The sequence below is a fragment of the Agromyces sp. Y558 genome, from assembly GCF_059445415.1.
The window spans coordinates 1788367-1813443 of record NZ_JCAIUH010000001.1 but is presented as its reverse complement, the minus strand read 5'-3'; the positions used below and the strand labels follow the sequence as shown (position 1 = coordinate 1813443).

Sequence of the window (25077 nt, the reverse complement as noted above, 5' to 3'; positions counted from 1 at the left end):
GGGGGCGGTCGGAGGGGTAGTGACGATGTGCACTCGGGAACGCGCGCTCAGCGCGGTTCGTAGGTGAGGCAGTCGGCGTCGTCGCTCCCGGGCCCGATGCGAACGGATGCCGCGGTGCACTCGAGCTTCGAGTTGTGGATGCACTCCGACCGCTGGCAGGCCCCGACGTGCGTCACGACCTTGTCGAGTCCGCCCTTCTTTCCGAGCGGGATGAACGTGGCGCACTCGGCATCGCCGACGGAGCCGCCGATCGTGACCGCGGCCGCGTGGCAGTGGGAGTGGTCGTTGTAGGAACATCCGGCCACCGAGCATTCGGCAACGGCGGGCAGTTCGTCGAGCGTCATGCTCATGGTGACCTCCAGTGCGGTGCGCGGCTGTTCGTTGGGGCGATAGTACGCCCGCGCGTGTCGGCCGCACAGCGTCTCCGGGACAAGTTTCCGCAGATCATCGCCACTTTCTTCTGAGGCGAGGCTTACCTATCCAGCAGCCGGGCCCGAATGTCGGAGGGGTGCGGGAGGCTGCCTCCATGGCATCCGACGACTTCGAATTCCTCTACGGCGAGTGGCACGTGCGCAACCGCAAGCTCCGCGACGTCACCGATCCCGACTGCACCGAATGGGTCGAGTTCGATGCGACGGCCGAGGTGTACCCGATCCTCGACGGCTTCGGTCACGTCGACCGCATGACCGTGCCCGAAGCGCCCGACGGCGGTGCGTTCGAGGGGTTCACGCTGCGCCTGTACGAACCGGGCGCCGACCTCTGGCGCATCTGGTGGAGCTCGACGCGGTTCCCCGGAATACTCGACACCCCCGTCGAAGGTCGGTTCACCGACGGGCATGGTGTGTTCGAGGCCGACTTCGAACTCCGCGGCGCGCCCGCGCGCGAACGCTTCGAGTGGCTGACGAGCGACCCCGAGCATCCGCACTGGCAGCAGTCGTTCTCGCTCGACGGGGGTGCGAATTGGCAGCCGCCGAACTGGCACATGCACCTGACGCGCCGCGCGTCGTAACTCAGCACATGCCCTGACACCCGCCTGCCAGAGCAACCGCGGCTCGGCTCGACTCAGCTCACCCAGCTCACCGCGAGACGGTGCCCATGCGGCCCGCGATCGGCTTCAGCACGGCGGGGCGCACGGCGAACCAGCCGGCCACGAGCACCACGAGCGACGCGGCGAAGATCCAGAAGCCCGCCCACGATGCGTCATCGCGGCTCGCGTACATCGCGTCGAGGTTGCGCAGGGCGCCGGTGGCGAAGACGAGCGTGACGTGCACGATGACGAACGCCACGAACACGAGCATCACGGGGTAGTGCAGCGCACGCGCGAGCGACGCGGGATAGACGCGATTCAGGCGTTCGGCCCGCTGCGGCCACACCGACGAGAGGCGCAGGCCCGTGATCACGGCGAGCGGAGCCACCACGAACACGATCGCGAAGTAACTGAGCAGCTGCAAGCTGTTGTAGTTCACCCACGCGTGCTCGATCGGCCAGTCGAGCGAGGCGTACTGCAGCCCCGCCGACACGGCGTTCGGCCAGATGTCGGCGCTCGTCGGCACGATGCGCATCCATTGCCCAGTCACGAAGAGCAACACGATGAAGACGATGCCGTTGAGCACCCAGAGCGCGTCGACCACGTAGTGCAGCCAGAGGTAGATGCCGATCCTCCACGGCGGGGTCTTGGTGCGCACCAGGCCCTCGTTGTTCCGCACCCACCTGGCCGGCGGCCGGCCGCCCTTGCGCAGCAGCAGACCGGAACGCACGAGCAGCACGAGGAAGAACCCGTTGAGGAAGTGCTGCCACCCGAGCCACGCCGGAATGCCGACGGGCGCATCCTCGGGCAGCGGAGTCGTGCCCGGATACCGCGTGATGAACTCCTGCACCGACGGCTGGGCGCGCAACCAGATCGCGAAGAGCACGACGGCGGCGAGCAATGCGAACCCGACGAGTACCGCCCACACGAACGGAAGCCACCGACTGCGCCGACGGGTCGCGTGATGCGGGGTCGGGTCGCTCAGACGGGTCACCGACACATTTTGACACGACGGCGCGTGCGCACGCCGAGCGCCAGAGCCGAAGAGTCACGGATGCCGCGGCATGCCCACTGCCCGCACGGCCGTTCTGCCCGCAAACCGTGCCGACAACTGTGCTGCTGTCAGCAGCACTGCCCTCGGCAGTACCGCTCACGGCAGCACTGCTCTCAGCGGCATCCGCCCCACGGCCGACGGCCCGCGCGCACGCTGGAAGCATGAGCGACAACGAATCCCCACCGATCCAGTCGATCGACGCCGAACTCACGAAGCGCCTCTTCCACGAGCGCATCATCGTGCTCGGCGACAGCCTCGACCAGCAGGTCGGCAACCGGCTCTGCGCGCAGCTCGTCACGCTCGCGGCCGATGACCAGCGCCGCGACATCCGCTTCTGGATCAATTCGCCCGGCGGCTCGGTCTCCGCCATGCTCGCGATCGCCGACCTCATGCGGTCGATCCCGAACGACGTGTCGACGATCGCCGTCGGCATCGCGGCGAGCGCGGGGCAGTTCCTCCTGAGCGCCGGCACGAAGGGCAAGCGGTTCGCACTGCCGCACGCACGCATCCTGATGCACCAGGGCTCGGCCGGCATCGGCGGCACGGCCGTCGACGTCGAGCTGCAGGCCGACGACCTGCGCTACACCCGTGACACGGTGCTCGGCATCACAGCCGAGAACACCGGCCAGCCGATCGAGCGCATCGCCGAGGACTCCTTGCGCGACCGCTGGTACACCGCCACCGAGGCCGTCGACTACGGCTTCATCGACCGCATCGCCGACGGCTTCGGCGAGATGTTCCCACAGGGACGCGATCCCCAGGTCGGACTGCAGGCGCAGACCGGATTGCGAGTGCCGGCATGAGCAGCTACACGATCCCCTACGTCGTCGAGAAGCGCGGCAACAGCGAGCGTTCGCTCGACGTCTACAGCCGCTTGCTCTCGGACCGCATCGTCTATCTCGGCACCGAGATCGACGATGGGGTGGCGAACGTGCTCATCGCACAGTTCCTGCATCTCGCCTCGGAGTCGAGCGAGACGCCCATCAGCCTGTACCTGAACTCCCCCGGCGGCTCGCCCGGCGCTGCGCTCGCGGTGTACGACACGATGCAGCACATCCGCCCGAATGTCGCGACGACGTGCGTCGGCCAGGCCGTCGGTCCGGCGGCCGTGTTGCTCGCCGGCGGCACGAAGGGGCAGCGGGCGATCCTGCCGCACGGCCGGGTGGTGCTGCACCAGCCGTCGACGCAGGGGCGCGGCACGATCCCCGACCTCATCCTGCACGCCGACGAGGTGGTGCGCGTGCGCGCCGAGCTCGAGGCGGCCCTCGCGGCTGACACCGGCCGTGACGCGGTGACCCTCCGGCACGACACCGACCGCGATCTCATCCTGCCTGCGAGCGCTGCCGTCGAATACGGGCTCGCCGATCACGTGCTGACGACGCAGGTCGAGGTGGCGGCGTCGCGAGGTTACGCGGCGAGCAGGTAGACGCCCGGTCCGGCGGGCGCGTGCAGCCCGCTGGGCAGGACGACGGCCAGCGGATGCTCCCCAGCCGCGCCGACCGGGTCGACCCTCTCGACCCTCTCGACCAGGTCGACTCCGTCGACCGCGTCGGCCCGGAACGCGAACGACGCCTCGACTCGCAGTAGTTCGCGCCGCTCGGCTTCGCGTCGCTCGGCCTCCTGACGCTCGGCGAGCGACGAGCCGACGCGCTGCACGACGTCGACGAGTTCGAGCCCGAGCGACTCGGCGACCGAGCCGAGCACCTCCGACGAGGGCTCCTTACGTCCGCGCTCGATCTCGGAGAGGTACTGCGGCGAGACACCGGCAGTCGCTGCGACCTCCGTCAGGATCCGCTCCTGGCCGAGCCGTTCGCCGCGCAGCACCTCGCCGAGCGCGTGTCGCCACAGCGGCTTCGCTGCGTTCGGCCTCGGAGCACTCGGCTCCGAGGCGCGTCGGTCAGTGGCCCGTGTGAACTCGACGACCTTGCCCATGACCCCGAGGTTAGCCGCGGCATCCGCTCGCCGTCAGGCCGATCCGCTCAGAGCAGAACGCATCGACCCTGCTCGGTCACGCCGGCGGGTTGGCGGGATCGACCGTCTCGATCGTGTCGGCCTCGACGGCGTTGTCGGCATCGAGGTCGTTCGGGTCGTCACCCTGCGGTGCTCCGTTCCGGGCGGCGTCTGATTCGGCCGTCTCCGTGTCGTCGGCCGCGTTGCGCTGCTCGGCGTCGAGGTCGTTGGCACTGGTGTCGACGATGCCCCGAGCTTCGTGTCGTTGCGTCGTATCTCGTGGATCGGTCATGATGCCTCCGCGGTAGGGATGCATCCAGCGTGAGCGGGGTCCGCGGCATCCGTCAAGAGCTTGACGTGACGCCGAATTCGTTCATCGAACTGAGCTACGCCGCTGGCAGCCGCGGGCGCTCTTCACCGTGCGGGTGAGCCCGAACGACCGCAACTCGATCATGCTCGGCTGAACGCGACGCGCTGCAATGCTGGCGCTCGAGCCCGCTCGCGGGCAGAATGAACCCACTGACGTGGAGGTGCACGATGACGATTGATGCAGTGCTGTGGTCGATTCTCGGAACGTTCTTGACGGTCGGCGGGGTGCTGCTCCTCGCGGCACTCTGGTCGCTCATCCGCCGGCCACGCGAGCACTGACCCGGCGTGAGGCCGTGCTCGGCAGCACCCGCTCAGCCGAAGGCGTCGGCGATCGGCGTACCGTCGCCGTTGAACCGGATGGTGCGGTGTGCCGTGTGCGGTCGATGCAGCACTTCGGCCGCGACCGCTGCGACATCCGCTCGGTCGACGGTACGGCTCTCGGATGCCTCGGTGTCGATGCGTCCCGTGCCGTCGCCGTCGGTCAGTCGGCTGGGGCCGAGAATCGTCCAGTCGAGCTTCGTGGTCGCGAGGTGCTCGTCGGCCGCGGCCTTCGCCTCGGCGTAGGCGTGGAACGAGTTGTCCTCGGGCACCGTGTGGTCGGGCGATTCGAAGTACGACACCATCACGTAACGCCGAACGCCCGCGCGTTCGGCCGCGGTCATCGACCGGATGGCGGCGTCGCGATCGACGGCGTACGTGCGTTCGGGACTGCCGCCGCCGGCACCGGCCGACCAGACCACGGCATCGTGTCCGTGCAGCAGTTCGGCGAGCGTGTCGACGTCGAGCTGCTCGATGTCGGCGACGACCGGGTTCGCTCCGGCCGCCTCGACGTCGGCGGAGTGATCGGCGTTGCGGATGATCGCGTCGACGACGTCGCCGCGATCGGCGAGCAGCCGTTCGAGTTTCAGGGCGACCTTGCCGTGGCCCCCGATGATGATGATGCGTGCCATGTGCAGCTCCTTCAGCTCGTTCAGCTCGTTCAGTCCACGCTACCCCCGGCACGCGAAGGCTCGCGCGGTGAACGATGTCGGTGACGAGCGCGGGTCTGCTGCTGTTCCGTGAGTCGCCCGGGCTCGAGGTGTTCATCGCGCACATGGGAGGGCCGTTCTGGGCGCGGAAGCAGGCCGGTGCCTGGTCGATCCCCAAGGGCGGGTACGCTGACGATGAAGGGCCGCTCGCGGCGGCGCAGCGGGAGTTCGCCGAGGAGATCGGTACGCGAGCGCCCGACGTCGACGTCATCGATCTCGGCGACTTCCGGTATTCCTCAGGCAAGCGCGTGCGCGTGTTCGCCGGCCGGGCTCAGCGCTTCGAGGTCGCCGAGGTGGCCTCGAACACCTTCGAGCTCGAATGGCCGCCACGGTCGGGCCGGCTTCGCGAGTTCCCTGAGGTCGATGCAGCTCGATGGGTGCCCATCACCGAGGCGCACGAGCTGTTGGTCGCAGGTCAGCGCCCCGCGCTCGACGCACTCCGAGCGCGGCTCGACGCAGAGCACGACTGAACGCGAGCGCGGCTCGGCGACGTCGATGGCCGTGCCGGCGGCGGCAGCAGCGGCAGCGGCGCGGGCGACGTTGCCGACGCTCACGCGACGACGCTCGCGCCGTTCACGCCCGTGCGTCGAGCCGCCCGTCACGCCCGTGCGTCGAGCATCCCGTCACGCCCGTGAGTCGAGCATCCCGTCGACCCACTCGGGCACCACGAGGCTCGCCGGGCCGTGCCGCACCTCGTCGAACAGCATCGTGATCTCGCTCGGCGCGAGGTTCAGCTCGACCGTGCGCGCGCCGTACTCGGCGGCCGTCGAGACGAACCCGGCAGCCGGGTACACCGCCCCCGAAGTGCCGATCGCCGCGAAGACGTCGCACGCGGCGAGCGCTCGCTCGATACGGTCGAGCTCGTAGGGCATCTCGCCGAACCAGACGACATCGGGGCGCAGCATCCGCTCGCCGCAGGCTGGGCACTGCGACCACTCGATGAGGTCGGCCGCCACCGGCGACCGGCCGCCGCAGGCGGCGCAGAGCGTCGAGCCGAGCTCGCCGTGCATGTGCACCACACGGCGGGACCCGGCACGCTCGTGCAGGTCGTCGATGTTCTGCGTGACGATGAGCAGCTCGTCGCCGAGGCGGTCGTCGAGTCGCTGTTCGAGCCGTACGAGCGCGTCATGGGCGGGGTTCGGAGCGACCGCCGCGACCGCGCGCCGTCGCGCATCGTAGAACCGCTGCACGGTGTCGGGGTCGCGGTCGAACGCCTCGGGCGTCGCGACATCCTCGACGCGGTGGTTCTCCCACAGCCCGCCGGCGTCGCGGAAGGTCGGCACCCCGCTCTCGGCAGAGATGCCGGCCCCCGTGAGCACCACGATTCGCATGCACCCAGTACATCGCACCCGCGTGCGCCGCGCCGGTCCTTCCTCCCTGACCCGGGATCGGCGAGGATGAGTGTGTGCCCGGGCAATCGTTGACCGACATCGCCGAGGAGTTGTACGCGCAGCTGCCCGATGCGTTCACCGCGGCGCGCAACGAGCACGCCAAGTCGGTCGCTGCCGACGATCGCGAACTGGCAGCCGGTGTTCGCGAGCTGCGTCGCCCATCGCCTGCGGCGTGGCTCGTCAACCAGCTCGTTCGGCATCGCGGCGAGCAGGTCGACTCGATCATCGGCCTCGGAGCCCAGCTTCGCGATGCCGGCGACGAACTCGACGCCGGAACGCTCGCGCAGTTCGCCCGGCAACGCCGCCAGCTCGTCTCCGCACTGGCCCGCGAGGCCGGCGAGCTCGCCGAGTCACTCGGCAACCCGGTGCGCAGCCCGGTGCTCGACGAGGTCTCCCAGACGATGCAGGCGGCGATGTCGGATGCCTCTGCCGCCGACGCCGTGCGCACCGGACGGCTCGTTCGCAGCCTCGAGGCCGTCGGCCGCGAGGTCGATCTCGACGGCGCGGTGGCCGGCGGCGATGCGGATGCGGATGCGCCAGGCCGCAGCGACGCTCACGGCCGGCGATCGGACGGCACGACGGCGCCGAGTGCCGGAGACGAGACCGAAGACGACAGCGGCGGCACCGGCTCGGGGGCGAAGGCGAGCACCCGAGCGGCCGAGCAGGTGAGCGCGGAGGCGGCACGACGCGACGCGCGAGAGCGGGCCGAGCGGTCAGCACGGGAGGCACGGGAGGCCGTCGCTCGAGCGGCGGAGGCCGAACGAGCGCTCGACGATCTCGAGCAGCGCATCGCGACGCTCGGCCGACTGATCGACGATCGCTCCGAGCAACGCGACGACCTCGAGAAGCGATTGCGCGAGGTCGAGACCGAACTCGGCGATGCCGAACGCGAACTCCGCCCGCTCGGTCGGGAGCACGACCGCGCGGCGCGGTCGGCGAGTGAAGCTCGCGCCGCAGCCGATGAGGCGCAGGCCGCGCTCGACTGACCGGCCGTCAGCCGCGGGTGCCTTCGCCCGTCCCGACGCGAACGGCGCGGAATGCTTCGGCTCCGCGCCGTCGCCGCGTCAGTCGCGGGACTGCTCGAGCAGATCGGCGACGTACGTCGTGATGTCGACGGGCTGGGTGGGCGGCAGCGAGACCGCCGCGGGGTCGATGGAGTTCGCAGGCATTTTCGATTCCCTTCGTGCGCGAGTGCGCGCACTCAGGGATGTCCGGCAGCCGGCACCCGGTTCCACGAGCCGTGGACGAATGGCGCTCAGCGCTCGATCGAATCCTGTCCATCGGAACCGCGACGCGCGAACACGCTTCGCAGCACGAAGAACACGATCACGGCGACAATGGCGACGATCACGAGCTTGCCGACGAACCAGAGCAGGCTGAACAGGACGTCGACGAGGAACCATGCGATGACGACGGCGACGATCACGCCGATGACGGTCCAGACGGTGCGGCTCATGGTTCAAGGGTAGTCGAGGGCGACGGATGCCTCACGGCGGGCGCGATTCGCCCGCTGGCGCCGCTCGCCGGCGGGGGCGACTCGACCGCCGTCGCCATCAAGGCGCGTGCCCGTCGAAGAGCAGGGTCGGCACAGCGCCGAACGGCATCGAACGCACGCGGAGCGGGCGCACGTCGTCGCCCACGAACCCCGCATCGGCAAGCGCCCGCCCGGTGTCGCGGTCCCAGTGGCATCCGTGGCAGAACCTTGCCGTGAACGGAGTCGCGACGCGCTGCAGGGCGCGCTTCGCGGTGCGCGGGGGCGCGGCGACGTGATCGATGAACACCACCCGGCCGCCGGGCGCGAGCACGCGCCGCACCTCGGCGAGCGCCATCGCCAGGTCGTCGACCGAGCACAGCACGTAGGTGGCGACGACGGCGTCGACCGAGCGATCGGGCAACGGAATCGACTCGGCCCGCGCGTCGAGTGGTTCGCCGTGATGGCGCCACTCGCGGGCGCGCGTGGCGAGTTCGGCCCGCCGCGCGGCATCCGGTTCGAGGCCGACCCAATCGACGTCGGGATGCAGCGCGCCGAAGTTCTCGCCCTCCCCCGCGCCGATCTCGAGTACCCGCCCGCGCACGCGACCGACGAACTCGCGCTCGAGGTCGTCGAGCTCGTCGTCACCGATGAGGCCGGATGTCGCGGCAGGGCGTCGTTGTTCCATGCCGCCATGCGAGCACGTCGGCGGGCGCGCGTCAACTCGCGCTCCAGAGGACGAGACATCTGTCCGGAGCAGATCGCTAGGCTGGTGCGATGCTCAGGCGATTCCTGTCGGGCGCGGCCCTGCTCGTGCGCGGGTTCGGCTTCTGGCGGCGGCGACCCGGCGTCATGCTGCTCGGGCTGATCCCTGCGGCGATCGTCTTCGCGGTCGTGGTCGCCGCACTCGTCGCGCTCGGCATCCAGCTGCCGGCCATCGTCGACTGGGCGACGCCGTTCGCCGATGCGTGGCAGGAGTTCTGGGCTGCTTCGCTGCGCATCGCCCTCGCCGCGGTCACGTTCGCGGGCGCGGTGCTGCTCGCCGCCGTCACGTTCACGGCGCTCACGCTCGCCGTCGGCGATTCCTTCTACGAGCGCATCTGGCGCGCCGTCGAACTCGAACTCGGCGGCGAGGTGCCCGATCGCGGAGCCGGGTTCTGGCGCGCAGCCGCGGATGCCGCCGGGCTCGTCGCCCTCGGCGTCGTCTCGGCGCTCGTCGTGGGCCTCGTCGGGCTCGTGCCGCTGATCGGTGCGATCGCCGCGCCCGTGCTCGGCGTCGCGCTGTCGGGATGGCTGCTCGCCCGCGAACTCACCGCGCGAGCCTTCGAGGCCCGAGGCATCACCTCGGAGGCGCGCAGGGCACTGCTGCGCGGGCATCGCGCCGAGATGCTCGGCTTCGGCGTCGCCACGCAGCTGTGCTTCATGGTGCCGCTCGGAGCGGTGGTCACCATGCCGGCGGCGGTCGCCGGTTCGACGATGCTCGCCCGGGCCGCACTCGACTCGGCGCCAGTGGTTCTCCGACGAGATTCAGGATCAGCGGCCGATCACCGCCGCCAGGGCAGTGCGTGATCGCGCTGATCTGCTCGCTTCACAACCACGCGCTCAGCTCGGCGCAACTGGTCGGACGGAGGGTGTCGCGCTGAAGAAGGCACGGATGTCGCCGGCGACGAGTTCCGGCACCTCGAGCGCCGCGAAGTGGCCGCCCTGCTCGAAGCGACTCCAGTGCACGATGTTCGAGTTGTCGCGCTCGGCGAAGACCTTGATTGTCTGGAAGTCGTCCTTGAAGACCGCGACTCCCGTGCGCGCAGCGCTGACCTGCGGCTCGGCGGCGGCACGGGCGTTCTCGAGGTAGCTGCGACTCATGCCAGCCGCGGCATTCGCGAACCAGTTGACGCTCACCTCGGTGATGATCTGCTCGAGCGAGACGAGCGAGGTGCCGTTGCCGAACGAGTTGAAGAGCTCGCTGTACGCGAGCAGTCCGATGGGCGAGTCACTGAGGCCGACCGCGACGGTCTGCGGGCGGCTCGCATTCATCGTGTTGTAGCCGCCGACCGACTGGAACCACTGCATGTGCTCGAGCCCCACGTAGTCCTGCGGCGTGAGGTGCTCGAACTCGGTGGGGTCGCCGCTCGGGAACGAGAAGAGCTGCAGCACGTGCAGTCCCAGAAAGCCCTCGGGGTCGAGGAGTCCGAGTTCACGGGCGACCATCGCGCCGTTGTCGGAGCCGTGGATGCCGTACTCGGCATATCCGAGGCGACGCATGAGCTCGTCGTAGGCGAGGGCGACGCGGGCGACGGTCCAGCCCGCTTCGGCGACCGGGTTCGAGAAGCCGTAGCCCGGGGCATCAGGAATCACGACGTCGAAGGCGTCTTCGGCGCGACCACCGTGCGCGACCGGGTCGACGAGCAGGTCGATGAGCTCGAGATAGTCGACGGACGAACCCGGGTAGGTGTGGGCGAGCAGCAGGGGGGTCGCACCGGGATGTGCCGAACGCACGTGGATGAAGTGGATGTCCTGACCGTCGACCTCGGTCACGAAGTGCGGGAACGCGTTGATGCGGGCCTCCACAGCACGCCAGTCGAGGGTGCGCCATGCGTCGAGCGCCTCGCGGAGGTAGGAGTTCGGGGTGCCGGCGTCCCAGTCGTCGGTCGGTGCGGGCTGCGGCAGGCGGGTGCGGGTGAGACGCTCCATCAGGTCGTCGATCTCGGTCTGGGCGACCTCGATCCGGAAGGGGCGGATGTCGGTGCCGGTTGCGGTGGTGTCGTTCATGTCTTCGACGGTACGGTGCATATAGGCACGTTCAGTTCCTAATCAAAACAGTTCCCGGAGATTGTTTCCCGGAGCCCTCCGAGAGGCTCTCGTCATCGCCGACACTGCCACACGATTGCTCGCCCTGCTCGCCCTGCTGCAGACGCGGCCCGACTGGACGAGCACCGAACTCGGCGCCCGACTCGGCGTGACGCCTCGCACCATCCGCAATGACATCGACCGGCTGCGCGAGCTCGACTACCCGGTCGACGCGACCCGCGGCGCCGCCGGCGGCTACCGACTCGGGGCCGGCGCGAAACTGCCCCCACTGCTGCTCGACGACGAGGAGGCGGTCGCCGTGGCGATCGGTCTGCGCGCCGCGACGGGCATCTCGGGCGTCGAGGAGTCGAGCTCCCGCGCGCTCTCCAAGCTCGAGCAGGTGCTCCCCTCGCGACTGCGGCCGACAGTTGCAGCCCTCGCGACCGTCGTCGAGCGAGCGCCTGAGAACACTGGCACCGACGCGCCCGACCCCGAGGTCGACGCGGCCGTGCTCACGGCGATTGCCGGCGCCATCCGTGACATCGAATGGTTCCGGTTCGACTACCAAGGCGCATCCCGCCTCATCGAGCCGTACCGGCTGCTCAGCTGGCAGCGCCGTTGGTATCTCGTCGGGCGCGACCCGTCGACCGAGGAGTGGGGCACGTTCCGGGCCGACTGGATCGAACCGCGCATGCCGACGCGACGGCGCTTTGCGCCCGCCTCGTTGCCGGGCGGGGACTACACGGCGTTCGCCATGCGCTCGATCGCCGCGAGCGGGTGGAAAGTGAACGCACGCCTTCGTATCGCAGCACCCGCCGACGCCGTGCTCGCACGCATCAACCACGCGGTGGGCGTCGTCGAAGTGGTCTCCGACACAGAGTCGGTCCTCGTCACCGGCGCCGACTCGCTCGACACGATCGCCGCCTATATCGGAATGCTGGGCATGGACTTCTCGGTGGATTCGCCGGCCGAGCTCCGGCCGCTCTTGCTGACGCTCAGCGAGCGGTACGCACGTGCAGCGAACATCACCGTCTGAAGCGATCGGACGCCGATCGATTCGAGAGCGTGCAGGCTCGAGCTCAGCGGCACGTCTTCGAGCGCTCGATGAGCTCGTCGGAGGGATGACCGTAGAGCCATTCACCGTTGCCGTTGGGGTCGGTATGTCCCATGCCGATCGCCCACGCAACGGCCCACGGCTCGTTGTTGTCTGCGTATTCGCCGACGATGTCGTAGCACTTCGAGGTGATGGCGTGACCCACCTCGTGCGTGACGAGCGCGACCATGAGCGGGTCGCCCCACTGCTCGGCGATGCTGTTCGAGAGCGTGATCGTCGAGAGGCCGCCCTCCCACGTGTCCCACGTGGCCGTTCCACCGGCCGAGCCGTTGTCACCGTAGCCGATGACGATCGGCGCCCAGTCGAACTCGAGCAGCACACCGCCCGCGATCGAACGCGCGTACGCCTCGACGGCGACCCGCTGCCCGTACAGCGGCCCGGCCTTCTCGGCTTCCTCGGCGGCGTGCGTCGACTGCAGCGCAGTGGCGGCGACCACGTATTCGTCGACCCGCGCAGGAGCGTCGTAGCCCCAGGTTCCACCCGCGAGCTGCTCGACCGCGTTGCGGAAGTCGATGTGCTCGATATTGCGCGCCGAGCCGTTCGCCGCTTCGATCGAGGCTGCGACGGGGGCGATCGCCTCGACGAACACGAGCCCCGAATCGGCGGTGGCGCTGTCGGCCTCGGCCACGGATGACGCGTGGCGCTCTGATTCGTCGGCGCCGTCGTGCAACCGCTCGGTCTCGGCGGTGAGCGCTTCGGAGGCGGCATCGAGATCGGCGTACCAGACCGGGCGCGGCAACGGCCCCGTCGGTTCAGCTGATTCGACTTCGAAGTCGGGTGCCGCCTCGATCAGCGCGCCGAGCTCGCCGGCCACGGCCGACAGATCGGTTTTGGCGACGGTGTCGACGAATCCGTCGGGTGCGGCGAGCAGCGATGTCGCGATCTCGGCGGTCTCGGCGGCATCCGCTTCGACGACGCCCGTCGAGTCACTGACCACCTTCGCCTCGGCCACCGCTGCACGGTGGGCGGCGACCGCCGACGTGAACCTCAGGTTCGCGATCGTATGGGTCGTGAGGATCGCTGCGGCGGCGAGGAGGAACAACGCCGCGCCGATCACCAGCCACGTGATGGTGCGCCGCAAGTGGGGCGCGGCAGAGGATGAGGGCACGACGGCTTCGGGCGCCGGGCCCGCGATGGGTTCGAGGGTCACCCGTGCAGTATCGCTGTTCACGGCCCGGTTGGGCAATCCGGTCGTCACGGCTTGCCGCGTGTTGTCAGAGGTTCATGCAAGCGTCAAGCCCATGGAGATCACCCTTTTGCAACCCGCCGGGCTCGTCGTGAGTCCGGCGTTCAGCCACGTCGCCATCGTGCCCGCCGGCGCCGCGACCATCTTCGTGGGCGGCCAGAACGGCGTCGACACCACTGGCGCGGTCGTCTCGAGCGACGTTGCCGAGCAGTCGATCCGCGCGATCGACAACGCGGCCATCGCACTCGAAGCGGCGGGCGCATCGCTCGCCGACGTCGTGCAGTGGACCGTGCTCATCGCCGCCGACGCCGACCTCGGTGCCGCATACGGCGCCATCGCGCCGCGGCTCGCCACGGGCGGCGCTCCGCCGCTCGTCACAGCCGCACGGGTTGCGGCGCTCGGCGTGCCGGGCGCCCTCATCGAGGTGAGCGCCATCGCTGCGGTGATTCCGGCCTGAGTGAGCAGATGCCGTCGCCGCGTGCCCCTCGACATCCGCTCAGCGAATCGCGGCGCCGACCATCGCCTCGCCGAGTGGCGTGCGCGAGTGCAGCACTCGAGCACCGTCGCGCACGCTCGCGATGAGTCCGCTGTCGCGCAGCACCGAGAGGTGATGTGAGGCCGTCGAAACGGCGATGCCACGATCGGTGGCGACTTGCGAGGTCGTGCGGGGGTCGTGCGAGCTCAGCAGGATCTCGGCGCGCGCCGGACTGATCAGGGCACCGAGCGAGCGCGATGCCGCCGCGGGATCCTGCGCCCACGTCTCGGTCACGCCCTGCGCCGGGTAGAAGAGCGTCGGCTGCGCCGGCCGCTCGGTCAGCACCGTGCATCCCAGTCCGCTCATAACCGAGGGGACGAGCACGAGCCCGCTCCCTCGGCAGTCGACGAGCTCGCTGTGCTGGCGCAGACGCACGCGCACGGCATCGCTGTGCCACGTGACCGATTCGTTCAGCCCGGCCACCATCACGGCGATTCCCTCGGTCGTGACGCGGCGAGCCCGCACAGCGATGTCTGCGCGCAGGATCCGCTCGAGGTGCGGCCAGACGGGGGCGAGGAGCGAGTCCCAGAGTTCGCCCCACGCGTCGGCGATCATGCCTCTGGCGCGGATCGGGTGCTCGATCATGCGGGCGATCGCCTCGTGCCGGTGGCCGCTTGAGCGGGCGAGCATCTTGGTGAGGTCGGCTCGGAGCAGCTCTGGGCGCACGGCCCGCAGTCGCGCAGCTTCATCGGCCGGGCTCATGTCCCAGCTCGGCGTCGCGGTGAGGAAGTCGGGGAAATACCCGGCCTCGCCGACGATCACGGCCATGAGTTCGAACGGCTGCTGCGATACCCGTTCGCGCACGCTGCGCAGCCAGCCCCACTGCCTCGGCTGCTCGGCGGGCCGCTGCAGTACGCGCATCGCATGGCTCAGTTCGTGCCCCGGCGAGACACCGAAGCGGATCGCCGAGATGTCATCGGGTGCCAGTCTGAAATCCACGAACTTTCGATCCACATCGAAATGCTATCGAGTCGGATGACGCGGGCGGAGCCTGTTCTCAACGAATTACCGCTCATGTCGACGAAAGGCACCCCATGAACCTCGCAGCACCGACGCCCGCAACCGTGGCTCCAGTCACGCCGACCCTGCCGAGCACGGCGTCGACGAAGACGCCCGCGCCGACACCACCCATCGTGCCCGCCGAGCTCATCCGGCTCGGAACCGGCCGCACCCTGCGCTTCGTCGGGCGTGAGCACGGCGCCGCCGTCTCGTACTTCCTCGTCGACAACGAACCCGGGCAGGGGCCGGGCCTGCACCGCCACCCGTACTCCGAGACGTGGATCGTGCTGGACGGCGAGGCCCACCTGACGATCGGCGACGAGGAGTTCGTCGCCACTGCCGGCGACACGGCCACCGCTCCGGCCGGAGCGTGGCACCGCTTCGTCGCGGGTGGCGCCGGGCGACTGCGCATGGTGTGCATCCACGCGTCGGACGTGATCGAGCAGGAGTTCGCCGAGTGACCACGCGCGAGGTCGGGCGACCTCAGCCGAAACTGGTCAGCACTGACACTGAGTAAATCTCAGTGTGCTGCACGGATGCGGCGCCAGTCGAACGCGCGCACGATTGGCGGATCCTTCTCATCCGAGTGCGTCGAGGAGACGACCATGACCGAATCACCCGTGAACCTGCAGGTTGAGCCTGCCGAAGCCTCGCCCGAGCAAGTGTCCCGACACGCTCGACCCGCAGCAGACCCGGCCGATCAGGCCCTCAAGGCGAAGCACCGCACCATGTGGGCGTCGGGCGACTACCCGACACTGGCCTCAGACTTGGTCTGGAGTCTCGGCGCCACCCTCGTCGACGAGGTCGGGGTGAACCCGGGCGACCGCGTGCTCGACGTGGCGGCCGGCTCCGGCAACGCAGCCATCCCCGCCGCACTTCGGGGCGGCACCGTCGTGGCGAGCGATCTCACGCCCGAGCTCTTCGATGTCGGCCGACGACGCGCACAGGAGGCGGGGGCTGCGCTCGAGTGGCGTGAGGCCGACGCCGAGTCGCTGCCGTTCGACGATGCGGCCTTCGATGCGGTCGTCTCCTGTCTGGGCGTCATGTTCGCACCGCACCATCGGCAGGCCGCGGGCGAGCTGCTGCGCGTCACCCGCCCCGGCGGTCGCATCGGCCTGCTCAGCTGGACGCCCGACGGCTTCATCGGCCAGATGTTCCGAACCATGAAGCCGTTCGCGGCCCCCTTGCCCCAGGGCGCCGAGCCTGCACCGCTCTGGGGCGACGAGCACCACGTGCGGGAACTGCTCGGCGACGGCGTCGACGAGTTCACCGCACGACGCGAGAGCGTCACCATCGACCGGTTCGACTCACCCGAGGAGTTCCGCGACTACTTCAAGCGAAACTACGGTCCGACGATCGCGGTGTACGGCCGCATCGCCGACGACCCCGACCAGGTTCGAGCCCTCGACGATGCTCTCGTCGAACTCGCCCGATCCCACGGCCTCCGCTCAGCCGGCGACGCGATGCAGTGGGAGTACCTGCTCGTCACCGCTCGCCGAACCTGACGCGGTCAGGGCCCCACCCGAAGGAGCTGTCATGTACCAGAGCGAGGACTACCTCGTCTTCGAGTTGCATCAACGAGGCGAAGAACGCCTGCTGCGGGAGCTCGAGCAGCGCCGCGTCATCGCGGAGCGCGCCGCCGAAGAGGCGGAGGTGCAGGTGACGGATGTCGCGCGGCCGCCGTTCCTCGTGCGCTGGCGCCGCCGCCTCACCTGGGCGGTGCACTCCACGAGCCACGCAGCCCCGGGCGGCGGCCCCACCCCGATCGCGTCGTGACGCTCGCCGATGCCGATTCCCGGGTGGACGCACCGGTGCGGCGCGCGACGCCCAGGCCTACACTGGGCGTCGTGGCCGGCCACCCGCTCACGCCACGCGAAAGCGCGGTGCTCGCCGCCATCGAGCGGCGCCTGAGCAACCCCGAGATCGCCGCGGAGTTGTTCATCTCCGTGCGCACCGTCGAGAGCCACGTGGCGAGCCTTCGCCGCAAGCTCGGCGCCGACAGCCGGGCCGCGCTCATGGTCGCCGCGGGCGACCGGCACGAAGCATCCGTTCGCCTGCCGCGCAATGCTTTCGTGGGGCGTACCGCCGATCTCGGGGCCGTCGCCGATCTCGTCGATCGCCATGGGTGGGTGACCATCGTCGGCCCCGGCGGCGTGGGCAAGACACGGCTCGCGCTCGAGTTCGCGAGGAGGCGCCATGGCGAGCGCGCACCCGTCATCGTCGAACTCGAGCACGCGGAGCCCGACGATGTCGTCGCCCGCATTGCGCGAGCGCTCGATCTCGAATCGGCGCCGGGCGCCGACGTCTCGGCCTCGATCGCCGTCGCCCTGGGCGCCCGCCCTTACCTGCTCGTGCTCGACAACATCGACCGGGTCGGCCCGATGGTCGGTGAGGTCGCCGCGTTCATGCAGGCGACGACCCCGAGCCTCAGAATCCTGACCACCTCGCGCACCCCGATCGGCGACACGGCCGAGCAAGTGCATACGCTCGCGCCGCTTGCGGTCGAGGGTACGGATGCCGCGGCGACCGAGATGCTCCTGGACCGCCTCGGTGATCGAGGGCAGCTCACCACCCCCGCCGAACGCGACCTCGCCGGCGAGATCGCGACGCGGCTCGACGGACTGCCGCTCGCGATCGAACTCGCGGCCGCCTGCGCGCGGCACCTCTCGCTCGCCGAACTCGCCTCGCGTCTCGAACGGGACTTCGCGATGCTCGACCGCGCGGTGCCGATGGGCCGTCATCGCACGCTCGACACGGCGTTCGAATGGACGTGGGACCTGCTCACCGACGATGAGCGAGAGGTGCTTTGCCGACTCGGCGCACTCCCCCGAACGTTCGACGTCGATCTCGCCGCGGCCGTCACGCACCCGGGCGCCGAGGGGGTCGTGCTGCGCTTGCTCGACCACTCGATGCTCGTGCCGACCGGCGGGCACCCACGCCGGTTCCGCCTGCTCGCGGTCATGCGGGAGTTCGTGCTCGCACGCACCGACGCCGCCACGGTGCGCGAAGTGCTCGAACGCCATGCGGAGTACTACGCCGCCCTCGCATCCCAGTTCATCGTTCGTGCACGCGTCGATGACAGTGCCGAGGCCATGAGCCTGTCGGCGCGCGTCTGCCCCGAGGTGAACGCGGCACTTCGTTGGGCGCTTGCGGCGGGGCATCCGTGCGCCCTGGTACTCGCCGCCGACCTCGCGATCGGCATCGAGCAGTACGGGTCGGATGTCGACAGCGTGCGCACGCTCGCGAGAGCCGCGCGCGACGAACGGCTGCTGTCCACGGCATCCGCCGACCAGTTGCTGGTCATCGGCAACGGGCTCTCGTACTACGACGTGCAACTCGTCGAAGAACTCGCCGAGCGGGCCCTCACGATCGCCGACGACGACCGGTCGCAGCTCGCCGCTCATCATCTCGCCGGAATCGCCGACGCCTACCGCAGTCGCACCGACGCCGCGATCGTGCATCTCGCCGTGGCAGAACAGCTCGCGCTGGCCCTCGACGACGAGTGGGAGCTCGCTGCCGTGCATCAGATGCGTGGCATCGCGTTGCGCGGCCCGTCGACCGCCGAGGCAGCGCGTGCGATCGCCGAGTTCGACGCGGCCATGCGCGGGTATGCGCGGGCGGGCGACGCGACCCATGTGAGCAATGCCCGGTACATGATGGCCCACACCGCGGCCGTGGCTGGGATCGAGCGTGATCGTGCGGTCGTCTGGGCGGCCGAGTGCGCCGAGTACGCGCGCGCCGCGGGCAACGTGCACGAGCTCGCGCACGCCGAGCTGGTGCAGCAGACGCTCCGGGTTCCGGATGTCGCGAGCGGTCTCGATGAGCTGGTCGACGTCTTTCGCCGGCTCGGCGACGTGCGCTGCACGACGCGCAGCCTGATCCTGCAGGCCGACCGGGCGGAGCCGGCCGAACGGAGCCGCCTGCTCGAGCGGGCGCTCGAGTTCGCCGACTCCGCCGGTGACCAGGCGAACCAGTCTGCGATCCGCGAACGCCTCGCGATTGCCGGCTGAGCGCGCGACGTGCACGCGGTTAGGCTCTGACGATGGGCATCTACGTCGTCGTCATGGGCGTCTCAGCCGTCGGCAAGTCGACGATCGGCCGAGCGCTCGCCGACCGTCTGAACGTGCCCTTCCGCGATGCCGACGACCTGCACCCCGAGGCGAATCGGCGGAAGATGGCGTCGGGAGTCGCTCTCGACGACCTCGACCGCGGGCCATGGCTCGACCTCGTGGGCGCTGAGATCGGGTCGGCGGACACGGGCATCGTCATGGCATGCTCCGCCCTGAAGCGTGCGTACCGCGACCGCATCCGTGCCGCCGCGCCGTCGACCGTGTTCCTGCACCTGCACGGCTCGCCCGAACTGCTCGCCGCGCGCGCGGCCGCCCGCACCGGTCACTTCATGCCGCCGAGCCTGCTCGCTTCGCAGCTGGCGACACTCGAGCCCCTTGCGTCAGACGAGGCCGGCTGCACGATCGACGTCACCGGCGGCTCGGTTGCGATCGTCGAGCGGGCGCTCATCGCGCTCCACCCCGACGTCGAGTCGCTCACACCCCGATCGTGAGCGCCGCCGCGTTCCTGTGCCCACGCAAGTCGATCGAATCGGAGGTTTTCACCGTCCGCTGTCGTCGACCGGCCTGAGGATCGAGGAGAATCCCGCCTCGAGAGAGTCTGCGATGGCGGATGGATCCCCCAGGTAGCCGTTGACCATTGCGCCGTCACGGAGAATCATGAGCTGATTCGCCACCGACCGCACGTCGCTCCCGCCGGTTTGCGCGGCTATCGCGGCGAAATGATCGAGCATCCAGGCCCGGTGTGCATCGACGGCGCGGCGAACGGGATCCTGGGGGTCGGGATACTCTGCAGCCGCGTTGATGAACGCACATCCGCGGAAGCCTGGGCTGCAGCTCGCTGCTCCGATGCCGGCAGCGATGGTGCGTGCCGTCGCAAGCGGGTCTCCCGCGTGGACGGTGCTCTTCATCCAAGCCTGTTCGGCCTTCGACTGCTGCTCCAGGTAGGCGACCACGAGGTCGCTCTTCGTGCGGAAATGGCGATAGAAGGTGACCTTGGTGATGCCGACCTGCTCGATGATTCGGTCGGCGCTTGTCGCCCGGATGCCGTGGTTGTAGAAGAGTTCGTTGGCGGCATCGAGAATTCGCTGTCGTGTGTTCGCGCCGCCCGATGTCTTCGCCGCGGGGGCGGTTGTCTCATCGTGCACTTCGGGCTCCGCTCAGGAATTGGACTGATCACGTCAGCGCTCGCGCATCCCCTGGCGACATAGACGTACTAGTAACCATACTCGCGGAGCCGGTCCACTCGCAACCAATTCAGACAGCCGACGAGGGGAACAAACGCCACGTTTGCGCTTCCCCGATGACAGGGCTATCGTCTCTCGGTAGACGTACTAGTAACTCTACATACGCACTATTCGAAATGAGATGTTGAAGATGTCAGATACCACCTCCTCGACGGGCATGAGCAGCACGTTGCGCAGCCTGTACTTCGTCCGCTTCGGGTTCACCGTGGTCTGGGCGATATTGCTGTTCCTGACCGGCGGGGCCGCGGGAGCCTTCCTCACGACCCTGCTGATCGTGTACCCGCTGTTCGACGCAGCATCCGTCTTCTGGCAGATCCGCTCCGAAGGCGACAACCGTCGCGCGAAGGTCTCGGAATGGATCAATGTCATCGTCAGCGTTCTCGTGGCGATCGCCCTCGGCTGGGCATCGACGGTGTCGGCTTCCACCGCGCTGACTGTGTGGGGCGTGTGGGCCATCGGCGCGGGTCTCCCCCAGCTGATCACCGCCATTCGCAACCGCCGCACCGGTGGGCAGGTGCCTCAAATGCTGTCCGGCGGCATTTCCCTCCTCGCCGGCGGGGCATTCATCGCGCAGGGTCTTCAGGGCAACGGGATGATCACGGGAGTGGCGGGTTATGCCCTTCTGGGTGCGGTCTTGTTCCTGATCTCCGCCATCCGTCTGTCCATCGTGCTGCGGAAGAAGGTCGCAGCATGACCGCCGGCTCCATCGCACACGACTACGATCTGATCGTCGTCGGCGGCGGAGCGGTCGGCGAGAACGTCGCCGACTACGCCACGAAGCGCGGCATCCGCGTCGCGATCGTGGAATCCGAGCTCGTCGGAGGCGAGTGCTCCTACTGGGCGTGCATGCCCTCCAAGGCGCTCCTGCGCAGCGGACACGCGATCCGCGCCGCACGCCGCCTGGCGGGAGCGCGCGAGGCGATCACCGATCACATCGATGCCGCCGCCGTCCTTGCGCGACGCACGTCCTTCACGGACGACTGGAACGACGACGGCCAGGTCTCCTGGATCGAATCCGCCGGCATCGACCTCATCCGCGGGCACGGCCACATCACCGGCACAGGGCAGGTCACCGTCGGCGATCGCGTCTACACGGCCAAGGCCGTCGCAGTCGCGACCGGCTCCGTTCCCGTCCTCCCTCCGATTCCCGGCCTGGCAGAGGCCTCGCCGTGGGGCACCAGGGAGGCCACCTCCGCTGACCACGTACCTCCCCGGCTCGCCATCATCGGGGGCGGCGTGGCCGGCACCGAACTCGCGTTCGCGTTCTCGTCTCTCGGCTCACAGGTCACACTGCTCTCCCGCACTCGCCTGCTCGAGCGCGAAGAGCCGTTCGTGGGCGAGCATGTCGCCGCAGCGCTGATTGCTGAAGGCGTGAAGGTCGACACCGCGGCGGGCCTCGCCAGAGTCGACCGCGACGCCGTTGGCATCGTCACGATAACCTTTGCCGACGGCACCACCCTCAGCGCGGACGAGCTCCTCGTGTCGACGGGGCGACGCCCGGCCACCGACAACCTCGGTCTCGAAGCACTGGGACTGGATGTCAGCCGCGGAATCACCGTCGACGACACCATGCTCGCGCACGGCACCGACTGGCTGTACGCAGTCGGTGACGTGAACGGACGTGCGATGCTCACCCATCAGGGCAAGTACCAGGCACGCGCCGCGGGGGAGGCGATCGCGGCACGGCTGAGCGGATCGCCCGTCGCCAACGAGAAGTGGGGACAGCACGTCGCCACCGCCGACCATGCGGCAGTTCCGCGCGTCGTGTTCACCGACCCTGAGGTCGCCGCCGTCGGTCTCACCGAGGAAGGCGCCAGGCAGAAGCAGCTCAACTACCGCGCGGTCGAGTACGACCTCGGCTGGGTCAGCGGAGCGAAGCTCCATGCCGACGGCTATACCGGACGCGCAAAGCTCATCGTCGACGAGGACCGGCAGCTGATCGTCGGCGCGACGTTCGTCGGGCAGGACGTCGCTGAACTCGTGCACGCAGCGACCATCGCCATCGTCGGAGAAGTCCCCATGGAACGGCTCTGGCACGCGGTGCCCGCGTATCCGACCATCAGCGAGATCTGGCTCCGGCTCCTGGAGACCTACGGCCGGCCGGCCGAAGCACAAGTACGCGACCAGAAAGGAATGTGACATCATGCCCACGAAGATCACCATCATCATCGAGAACCCCGCCGACTCGGCCCAGTTCGAAAACGCCTACCCGGAGATCGTCGCCCTCGCCGAGCAGCTGCCCGCGCTGCAGCGAATCGAGGCGGCAAAGGTCTGGCCCAAAGAGGACGGAACACCCACTCCCGCGCATCGCACCCTCGACCTGTACTTCGAGTCGTACGAAGCCGCCTCGGCGGCCGTCGCGACGCATGTCGCGGGAGAGTTCTTCCAGCGACTGATCGGCACGGGAGTACCGTTCAGCGGCTTGTTCTCCGACATCGAACGAGCCTGACCAGCGTCGGGCGCGCAGCACTGAAGACTGCGCCCCGGCGATCATGCCCCTTCTTCTCGCGCGTGTGGGATGCGCGAGAAGAAGGGGCATGACGCCGGTCGAAGTCGCCGCGTACTTGCGCGCCGACACATGGTCGATCGCTCACGCGCGTGCGTCGTCCGCCGACCCGGTGCGCAGGTGCACCCGCTCCCCCTGCACGCTCAGTAGGTTGAGGATCTCGGCCGGCTCACTCGAGGCGCTCGCGTGGCCGTGCGGAACACGAGTGTCGAACTCCGCTGCCTCGCCTGCTTCGAGGATGATCTCCTCGTCGCCGAGCGCGAGACGCACCCGGCCGCTCAGCACGTAGATCCAGTCGTAGCCCTCGTGGGATCCCTGCGCGACGGGCTGATCGCTCGGATACCCCGGCAGCACCATCTTGAAGGCGCGCAGCTCGGGGTTCTGCCTGGTGAGCGGGATGATCGCCCGCCCGTCGCGGTAGAAGGGCTTCGGGTGGATGCGGGGGTCGGCGATCTGAGGTGCGCCGACGAGGTCGTCGAGGTTCGCCCGGTAGGCGGCGGCGATGCGAACGAGGAGTTCGAGGGTGGGCCGGCGCAGCCCCGATTCGAGGCGCGAGAGCGTACTCGTCGAGATGCCCGTCTCGGCCGCGAGCTCGGCGAGCGTGTACCCGCGGCGGCGGCGGAGCCCACGAAGCCGCGGGGCGACCGAGTCGAGCATGGCTTCGATGTCGTCGACCATCTGACTCCTCCTTGCCGTTTCGGCAACGTGCGTTGCGTCGATTTCAGACTATCGCGAGGGTGGACGCATGCAACGTGAATCGTGGGATGTCATCATCGTCGGCGGCGGCAGCGCCGGGCTCAGCGCCGCCCTCATGCTCGTGCGCGCTCGGCGCCGGGTGCTGGTGCTCGACGGCGGTGCACCGCGCAACCGCTTCGCCGCCCACATGCACGGCGTGCTCGGCCGTGACGGCTGGTCCCCGCGCGAACTGCTCGCGCGGGGCCGCGAAGAAGTCGAGCGCTACCGCGGTGTCGTGCGCGACGGCGAGGTCGCCTCCGTCGAGGTCGCGCGCAGCGGCGCCGTGGCCGCCGACGAGGGTGGCTTCACCGTGACCCTCGACTCCGGCGAGGAGCATTCCGCACGTCGCCTGCTCGTGGCGACCGGCCTTCGCGACGAGCTGCCCGAACTGCCCGGCCTCGCCGAGCAATGGGGCACCGGGGCGGTCGTCTGCCCCTACTGCGACGGCTGGGAGGTGCGCGACGGGCGCATCGGCGTCCTCGCCACCGGCGAGCGCAGCGTGCACCAGGTGCAGTTGCTGCGGCAGTGGTCGTCGTCGGTGACCTTCTTCACCAACGGCACGGATGTCACGACCGACGCCCTGGCCGGGATGACCGCTCGGGGCATCGCCCTCGATGACCGGCCGTGGGCTGAGGTGCTCGCCGATGATGACGGGCGACTCCGCGGCATCCGCCTCGCCGACGGCGCCGTCGTGCCGCTCGACTCGATCTTCCTCGGCCCGCGTTTCGTGCCGAACGACGCACTGCTGCTCAGCCTCGGCGCCGCCTCGGGCCCGGCCTTCGGCGAGGGCGACTGGGTCGGCGTCGACCCCACCGGGCGCACGAGCGTGCCCGGGCTCTGGGCGGCGGGCAATGTCGTGAATCCGATGGCCTCGGTGCCACTCGCCTCAGGCGCCGGCAATCTCGCCGGCGCGGCGGTCAACGCAGATCTGATCGAGGAGGAGATCCACGCCGCGCGCGCCGCGTGATCGTGCCGCCTAGGCGAGCGTGACCGACTCCCCCACCGCAAGGCGGCGAATCTCGGCCCCGGCGTGTTCGGCCTCGTGCTCGAGCCAGCCGTCGATGTGCGCCAGCCCGTGCTCGTTGAACAGGCCGTCGTGGGTCGCGTAGGCGCGCTGCGGCCCGATCTCGCGCAAGTACGCGACCATCTCGGCCCCGAGCATCCACGGTGCCTGGGCGGGCAGGAGCAACGTGGGCACCGGCACCCCCGGCACCGTGAGCGCGTCACCTGGGTAGAACACTTCGTCGTCGACGAGGAAGCCGAGGTTCGTCGAGATCGGGTTGTCGGGATGACTCCGGGCGTGCCACTCTCCGAAGACGCGAACCGGGAAGCCGGCGGCCTCGAACCGATCCCCGTCGCTCACGACGTGCACGGTCGCGGGAATGCCGGCGAGCAGTTCGGCCACCGCGGCGGACGTCCACACCTCGACCTCGGGGCCGCACGCCGCGAGCCGCTCGACATCCACGTGGTCGGAGTGCCCGTGCGTGATGAGCACCGCCTCGACCCCGTCGAGAACCGGCCCGTCGGCGAACACGCCGGGGTCGATCACGAGAGCACGCCCGTCGCGTTCGAGTCGCGCGCAGGCGTGGCCGTACTTCGTGAGCTCCATGT

Annotated in this window: 31 protein-coding genes; 17 read left to right on the top strand and 14 right to left on the bottom strand. The window is 69.5% G+C overall.

Translation table 11 applies throughout. From position 1 onward, the window contains the following. Positions 1-47: 47 nt before the first annotated feature. On the bottom strand, positions 48-350 hold the full coding sequence (locus AC1C2T_RS08550; protein WP_495384978.1) for a DUF1540 domain-containing protein: 303 nt from the start codon (positions 348-350) through the stop codon (positions 48-50). A gap of 176 nt (positions 351-526) precedes the next feature. Here AC1C2T_RS08550 and AC1C2T_RS08545 point away from each other — a divergent pair, with 176 nt between their 5' ends. Then, positions 527-1009 (top strand): hypothetical protein, encoded by a 483-nt coding sequence (locus tag AC1C2T_RS08545; RefSeq protein WP_495362138.1) that lies wholly within the window; start codon positions 527-529, stop codon positions 1007-1009. 67 nt (positions 1010-1076) lie between these two features. On the opposite strand, the gene AC1C2T_RS08540 is transcribed toward AC1C2T_RS08545, so the two are convergent. Further along, a complete protein-coding gene (locus tag AC1C2T_RS08540; RefSeq protein WP_495385408.1) occupies positions 1077-2012 on the bottom strand; it encodes a cytochrome b/b6 domain-containing protein in 936 nt (311 codons plus the stop codon). 230 nt (positions 2013-2242) lie between these two features. On the opposite strand from AC1C2T_RS08540, the gene AC1C2T_RS08535 reads away from it, so the two are divergent. Continuing rightward, positions 2243-2884, top strand: a complete 642-nt coding sequence (locus AC1C2T_RS08535) for a ClpP family protease (RefSeq protein ID WP_495384977.1) — start codon at positions 2243-2245, stop codon at positions 2882-2884. Further along, positions 2881-3507 carry a ClpP family protease gene (locus AC1C2T_RS08530; protein WP_495362136.1) on the top strand — a complete coding sequence of 209 codons (627 nt, stop codon included), beginning with the start codon at positions 2881-2883 and terminating at the stop codon, positions 3505-3507. Before AC1C2T_RS08535 ends, AC1C2T_RS08530 begins: the two co-directional genes overlap by 4 nt. Here AC1C2T_RS08530 and AC1C2T_RS08525 read toward each other — a convergent pair. The 3 genes from AC1C2T_RS08525 to AC1C2T_RS08515 all read right to left on the bottom strand — a co-directional run bounded on the left by AC1C2T_RS08525 (position 3489) and on the right by AC1C2T_RS08515 (position 5350). Then, the gene (locus tag AC1C2T_RS08525) at positions 3489-4013 is read right to left on the bottom strand and encodes a helix-turn-helix domain-containing protein (RefSeq protein WP_495384976.1); all 525 of its coding nucleotides are present in this window, start codon (positions 4011-4013) and stop codon (positions 3489-3491) included. The two genes, AC1C2T_RS08530 and AC1C2T_RS08525, sit on opposite strands and share 19 nt — an antisense overlap. Before the next feature lie 76 nt (positions 4014-4089). Then, positions 4090-4323 (bottom strand): hypothetical protein, encoded by a 234-nt coding sequence (locus AC1C2T_RS08520; RefSeq protein WP_495384975.1) that lies wholly within the window; start codon positions 4321-4323, stop codon positions 4090-4092. Between the two features lie 388 nt (positions 4324-4711). Then, the gene (locus AC1C2T_RS08515) at positions 4712-5350 is read right to left on the bottom strand and encodes an NAD(P)H-binding protein (protein ID WP_495384974.1); all 639 of its coding nucleotides are present in this window, start codon (positions 5348-5350) and stop codon (positions 4712-4714) included. Between the two features lie 74 nt (positions 5351-5424). Here AC1C2T_RS08515 and AC1C2T_RS08510 point away from each other — a divergent pair, with 74 nt between their 5' ends. Next, positions 5425-5898, top strand: coding sequence for an NUDIX hydrolase (locus tag AC1C2T_RS08510; RefSeq protein ID WP_495362132.1), 474 nt, complete (start codon positions 5425-5427; stop codon positions 5896-5898). Positions 5899-6051: 153 nt separating this feature from the next. Here the strand turns inward: AC1C2T_RS08510 and AC1C2T_RS08505 are convergent, their stop codons facing one another. Then, on the bottom strand, positions 6052-6759 hold the full coding sequence (locus AC1C2T_RS08505; RefSeq protein WP_495362131.1) for an NAD-dependent deacylase: 708 nt from the start codon (positions 6757-6759) through the stop codon (positions 6052-6054). 74 nt (positions 6760-6833) lie between these two features. Here AC1C2T_RS08505 and AC1C2T_RS08500 point away from each other — a divergent pair, with 74 nt between their 5' ends. After that, the gene (locus AC1C2T_RS08500) at positions 6834-7805 is read left to right on the top strand and encodes a hypothetical protein (RefSeq protein WP_495384973.1); all 972 of its coding nucleotides are present in this window, start codon (positions 6834-6836) and stop codon (positions 7803-7805) included. A 269-nt stretch (positions 7806-8074) separates the two neighbouring features. Here the strand turns inward: AC1C2T_RS08500 and AC1C2T_RS08495 are convergent, their stop codons facing one another. Then, positions 8075-8275 (bottom strand): hypothetical protein, encoded by a 201-nt coding sequence (locus AC1C2T_RS08495; protein WP_495362129.1) that lies wholly within the window; start codon positions 8273-8275, stop codon positions 8075-8077. 97 nt (positions 8276-8372) lie between these two features. Continuing rightward, the gene (locus AC1C2T_RS08490) at positions 8373-8978 is read right to left on the bottom strand and encodes a class I SAM-dependent methyltransferase (RefSeq protein ID WP_495384972.1); all 606 of its coding nucleotides are present in this window, start codon (positions 8976-8978) and stop codon (positions 8373-8375) included. An 89-nt stretch (positions 8979-9067) separates the two neighbouring features. Here AC1C2T_RS08490 and AC1C2T_RS08485 point away from each other — a divergent pair, with 89 nt between their 5' ends. Continuing rightward, complete coding sequence (locus AC1C2T_RS08485; protein ID WP_495384971.1) at positions 9068-9859, top strand: EI24 domain-containing protein; 792 nt, start codon at positions 9068-9070, stop codon at positions 9857-9859. Between the two features lie 33 nt (positions 9860-9892). Here AC1C2T_RS08485 and AC1C2T_RS08480 read toward each other — a convergent pair whose 3' ends face one another. Next, positions 9893-11059: an epoxide hydrolase family protein gene (locus tag AC1C2T_RS08480; RefSeq protein WP_495384970.1), complete on the bottom strand. Its 1167-nt coding sequence runs from the start codon at positions 11057-11059 to the stop codon at positions 9893-9895. A gap of 61 nt (positions 11060-11120) precedes the next feature. Here AC1C2T_RS08480 and AC1C2T_RS08475 point away from each other — a divergent pair, with 61 nt between their 5' ends. Beyond that, complete coding sequence (locus tag AC1C2T_RS08475) at positions 11121-12113, top strand: helix-turn-helix transcriptional regulator (protein WP_495384969.1); 993 nt, start codon at positions 11121-11123, stop codon at positions 12111-12113. Positions 12114-12156: 43 nt separating this feature from the next. Here AC1C2T_RS08475 and AC1C2T_RS08470 read toward each other — a convergent pair whose 3' ends face one another. Beyond that, the gene (locus AC1C2T_RS08470) at positions 12157-13341 is read right to left on the bottom strand and encodes a hypothetical protein (RefSeq protein WP_495362124.1); all 1185 of its coding nucleotides are present in this window, start codon (positions 13339-13341) and stop codon (positions 12157-12159) included. 91 nt (positions 13342-13432) lie between these two features. Between AC1C2T_RS08470 and AC1C2T_RS08465 the strand changes: the two genes are divergently transcribed. Continuing rightward, a complete protein-coding gene (locus AC1C2T_RS08465) occupies positions 13433-13834 on the top strand; it encodes a RidA family protein (protein ID WP_495362123.1) in 402 nt (133 codons plus the stop codon). Between the two features lie 39 nt (positions 13835-13873). Here the strand turns inward: AC1C2T_RS08465 and AC1C2T_RS08460 are convergent, their stop codons facing one another. Next, positions 13874-14866, bottom strand: coding sequence for an ArsR/SmtB family transcription factor (locus AC1C2T_RS08460; protein WP_495384968.1), 993 nt, complete (start codon positions 14864-14866; stop codon positions 13874-13876). An 80-nt stretch (positions 14867-14946) separates the two neighbouring features. Here AC1C2T_RS08460 and AC1C2T_RS08455 point away from each other — a divergent pair, with 80 nt between their 5' ends. From AC1C2T_RS08455 to AC1C2T_RS08435, 5 genes are all read left to right on the top strand, one after another. Further along, the gene (locus AC1C2T_RS08455; protein WP_495384967.1) at positions 14947-15372 is read left to right on the top strand and encodes a cupin domain-containing protein; all 426 of its coding nucleotides are present in this window, start codon (positions 14947-14949) and stop codon (positions 15370-15372) included. Positions 15373-15639: 267 nt separating this feature from the next. After that, complete coding sequence (locus tag AC1C2T_RS08450; protein WP_495385407.1) at positions 15640-16416, top strand: class I SAM-dependent methyltransferase; 777 nt, start codon at positions 15640-15642, stop codon at positions 16414-16416. 31 nt (positions 16417-16447) lie between these two features. Continuing rightward, positions 16448-16687, top strand: coding sequence for a hypothetical protein (locus AC1C2T_RS08445; RefSeq protein WP_495384966.1), 240 nt, complete (start codon positions 16448-16450; stop codon positions 16685-16687). Positions 16688-16758: 71 nt separating this feature from the next. Beyond that, complete coding sequence (locus AC1C2T_RS08440; RefSeq protein ID WP_495384965.1) at positions 16759-18921, top strand: ATP-binding protein; 2163 nt, start codon at positions 16759-16761, stop codon at positions 18919-18921. Between the two features lie 32 nt (positions 18922-18953). Next, on the top strand, positions 18954-19472 hold the full coding sequence (locus AC1C2T_RS08435) for a gluconokinase (RefSeq protein WP_495384964.1): 519 nt from the start codon (positions 18954-18956) through the stop codon (positions 19470-19472). A 48-nt stretch (positions 19473-19520) separates the two neighbouring features. On the opposite strand, the gene AC1C2T_RS08430 is transcribed toward AC1C2T_RS08435, so the two are convergent. After that, positions 19521-20126, bottom strand: coding sequence for a TetR/AcrR family transcriptional regulator (locus tag AC1C2T_RS08430; protein WP_495362117.1), 606 nt, complete (start codon positions 20124-20126; stop codon positions 19521-19523). 229 nt (positions 20127-20355) lie between these two features. On the opposite strand from AC1C2T_RS08430, the gene AC1C2T_RS08425 reads away from it, so the two are divergent. From AC1C2T_RS08425 to AC1C2T_RS08415, 3 genes are read left to right on the top strand one after another with little or no spacing between them, the layout of a single operon-like run. Continuing rightward, positions 20356-20919, top strand: a complete 564-nt coding sequence (locus AC1C2T_RS08425; protein ID WP_495384963.1) for a hypothetical protein — start codon at positions 20356-20358, stop codon at positions 20917-20919. Next, positions 20916-22364, top strand: a complete 1449-nt coding sequence (locus tag AC1C2T_RS08420; protein WP_495384962.1) for a dihydrolipoyl dehydrogenase family protein — start codon at positions 20916-20918, stop codon at positions 22362-22364. The genes AC1C2T_RS08425 and AC1C2T_RS08420 overlap by 4 nt, the downstream gene beginning before the upstream one ends. 4 nt (positions 22365-22368) lie before the next feature. Further along, entirely contained in the window at positions 22369-22674 is a 306-nt protein-coding gene (locus tag AC1C2T_RS08415; RefSeq protein WP_495384961.1) for an EthD family reductase, read from the top strand. Positions 22675-22815: 141 nt separating this feature from the next. Here AC1C2T_RS08415 and AC1C2T_RS08410 read toward each other — a convergent pair whose 3' ends face one another. Then, on the bottom strand, positions 22816-23409 hold the full coding sequence (locus AC1C2T_RS08410; protein ID WP_495384960.1) for a helix-turn-helix domain-containing protein: 594 nt from the start codon (positions 23407-23409) through the stop codon (positions 22816-22818). A gap of 67 nt (positions 23410-23476) precedes the next feature. Here AC1C2T_RS08410 and AC1C2T_RS08405 point away from each other — a divergent pair, with 67 nt between their 5' ends. Then, entirely contained in the window at positions 23477-24433 is a 957-nt protein-coding gene (locus AC1C2T_RS08405) for an NAD(P)/FAD-dependent oxidoreductase (protein WP_495384959.1), read from the top strand. A gap of 9 nt (positions 24434-24442) precedes the next feature. Here AC1C2T_RS08405 and AC1C2T_RS08400 read toward each other — a convergent pair whose 3' ends face one another. Further along, complete coding sequence (locus tag AC1C2T_RS08400; protein WP_495384958.1) at positions 24443-25075, bottom strand: MBL fold metallo-hydrolase; 633 nt, start codon at positions 25073-25075, stop codon at positions 24443-24445. Positions 25076-25077 lie beyond the last annotated feature (2 nt).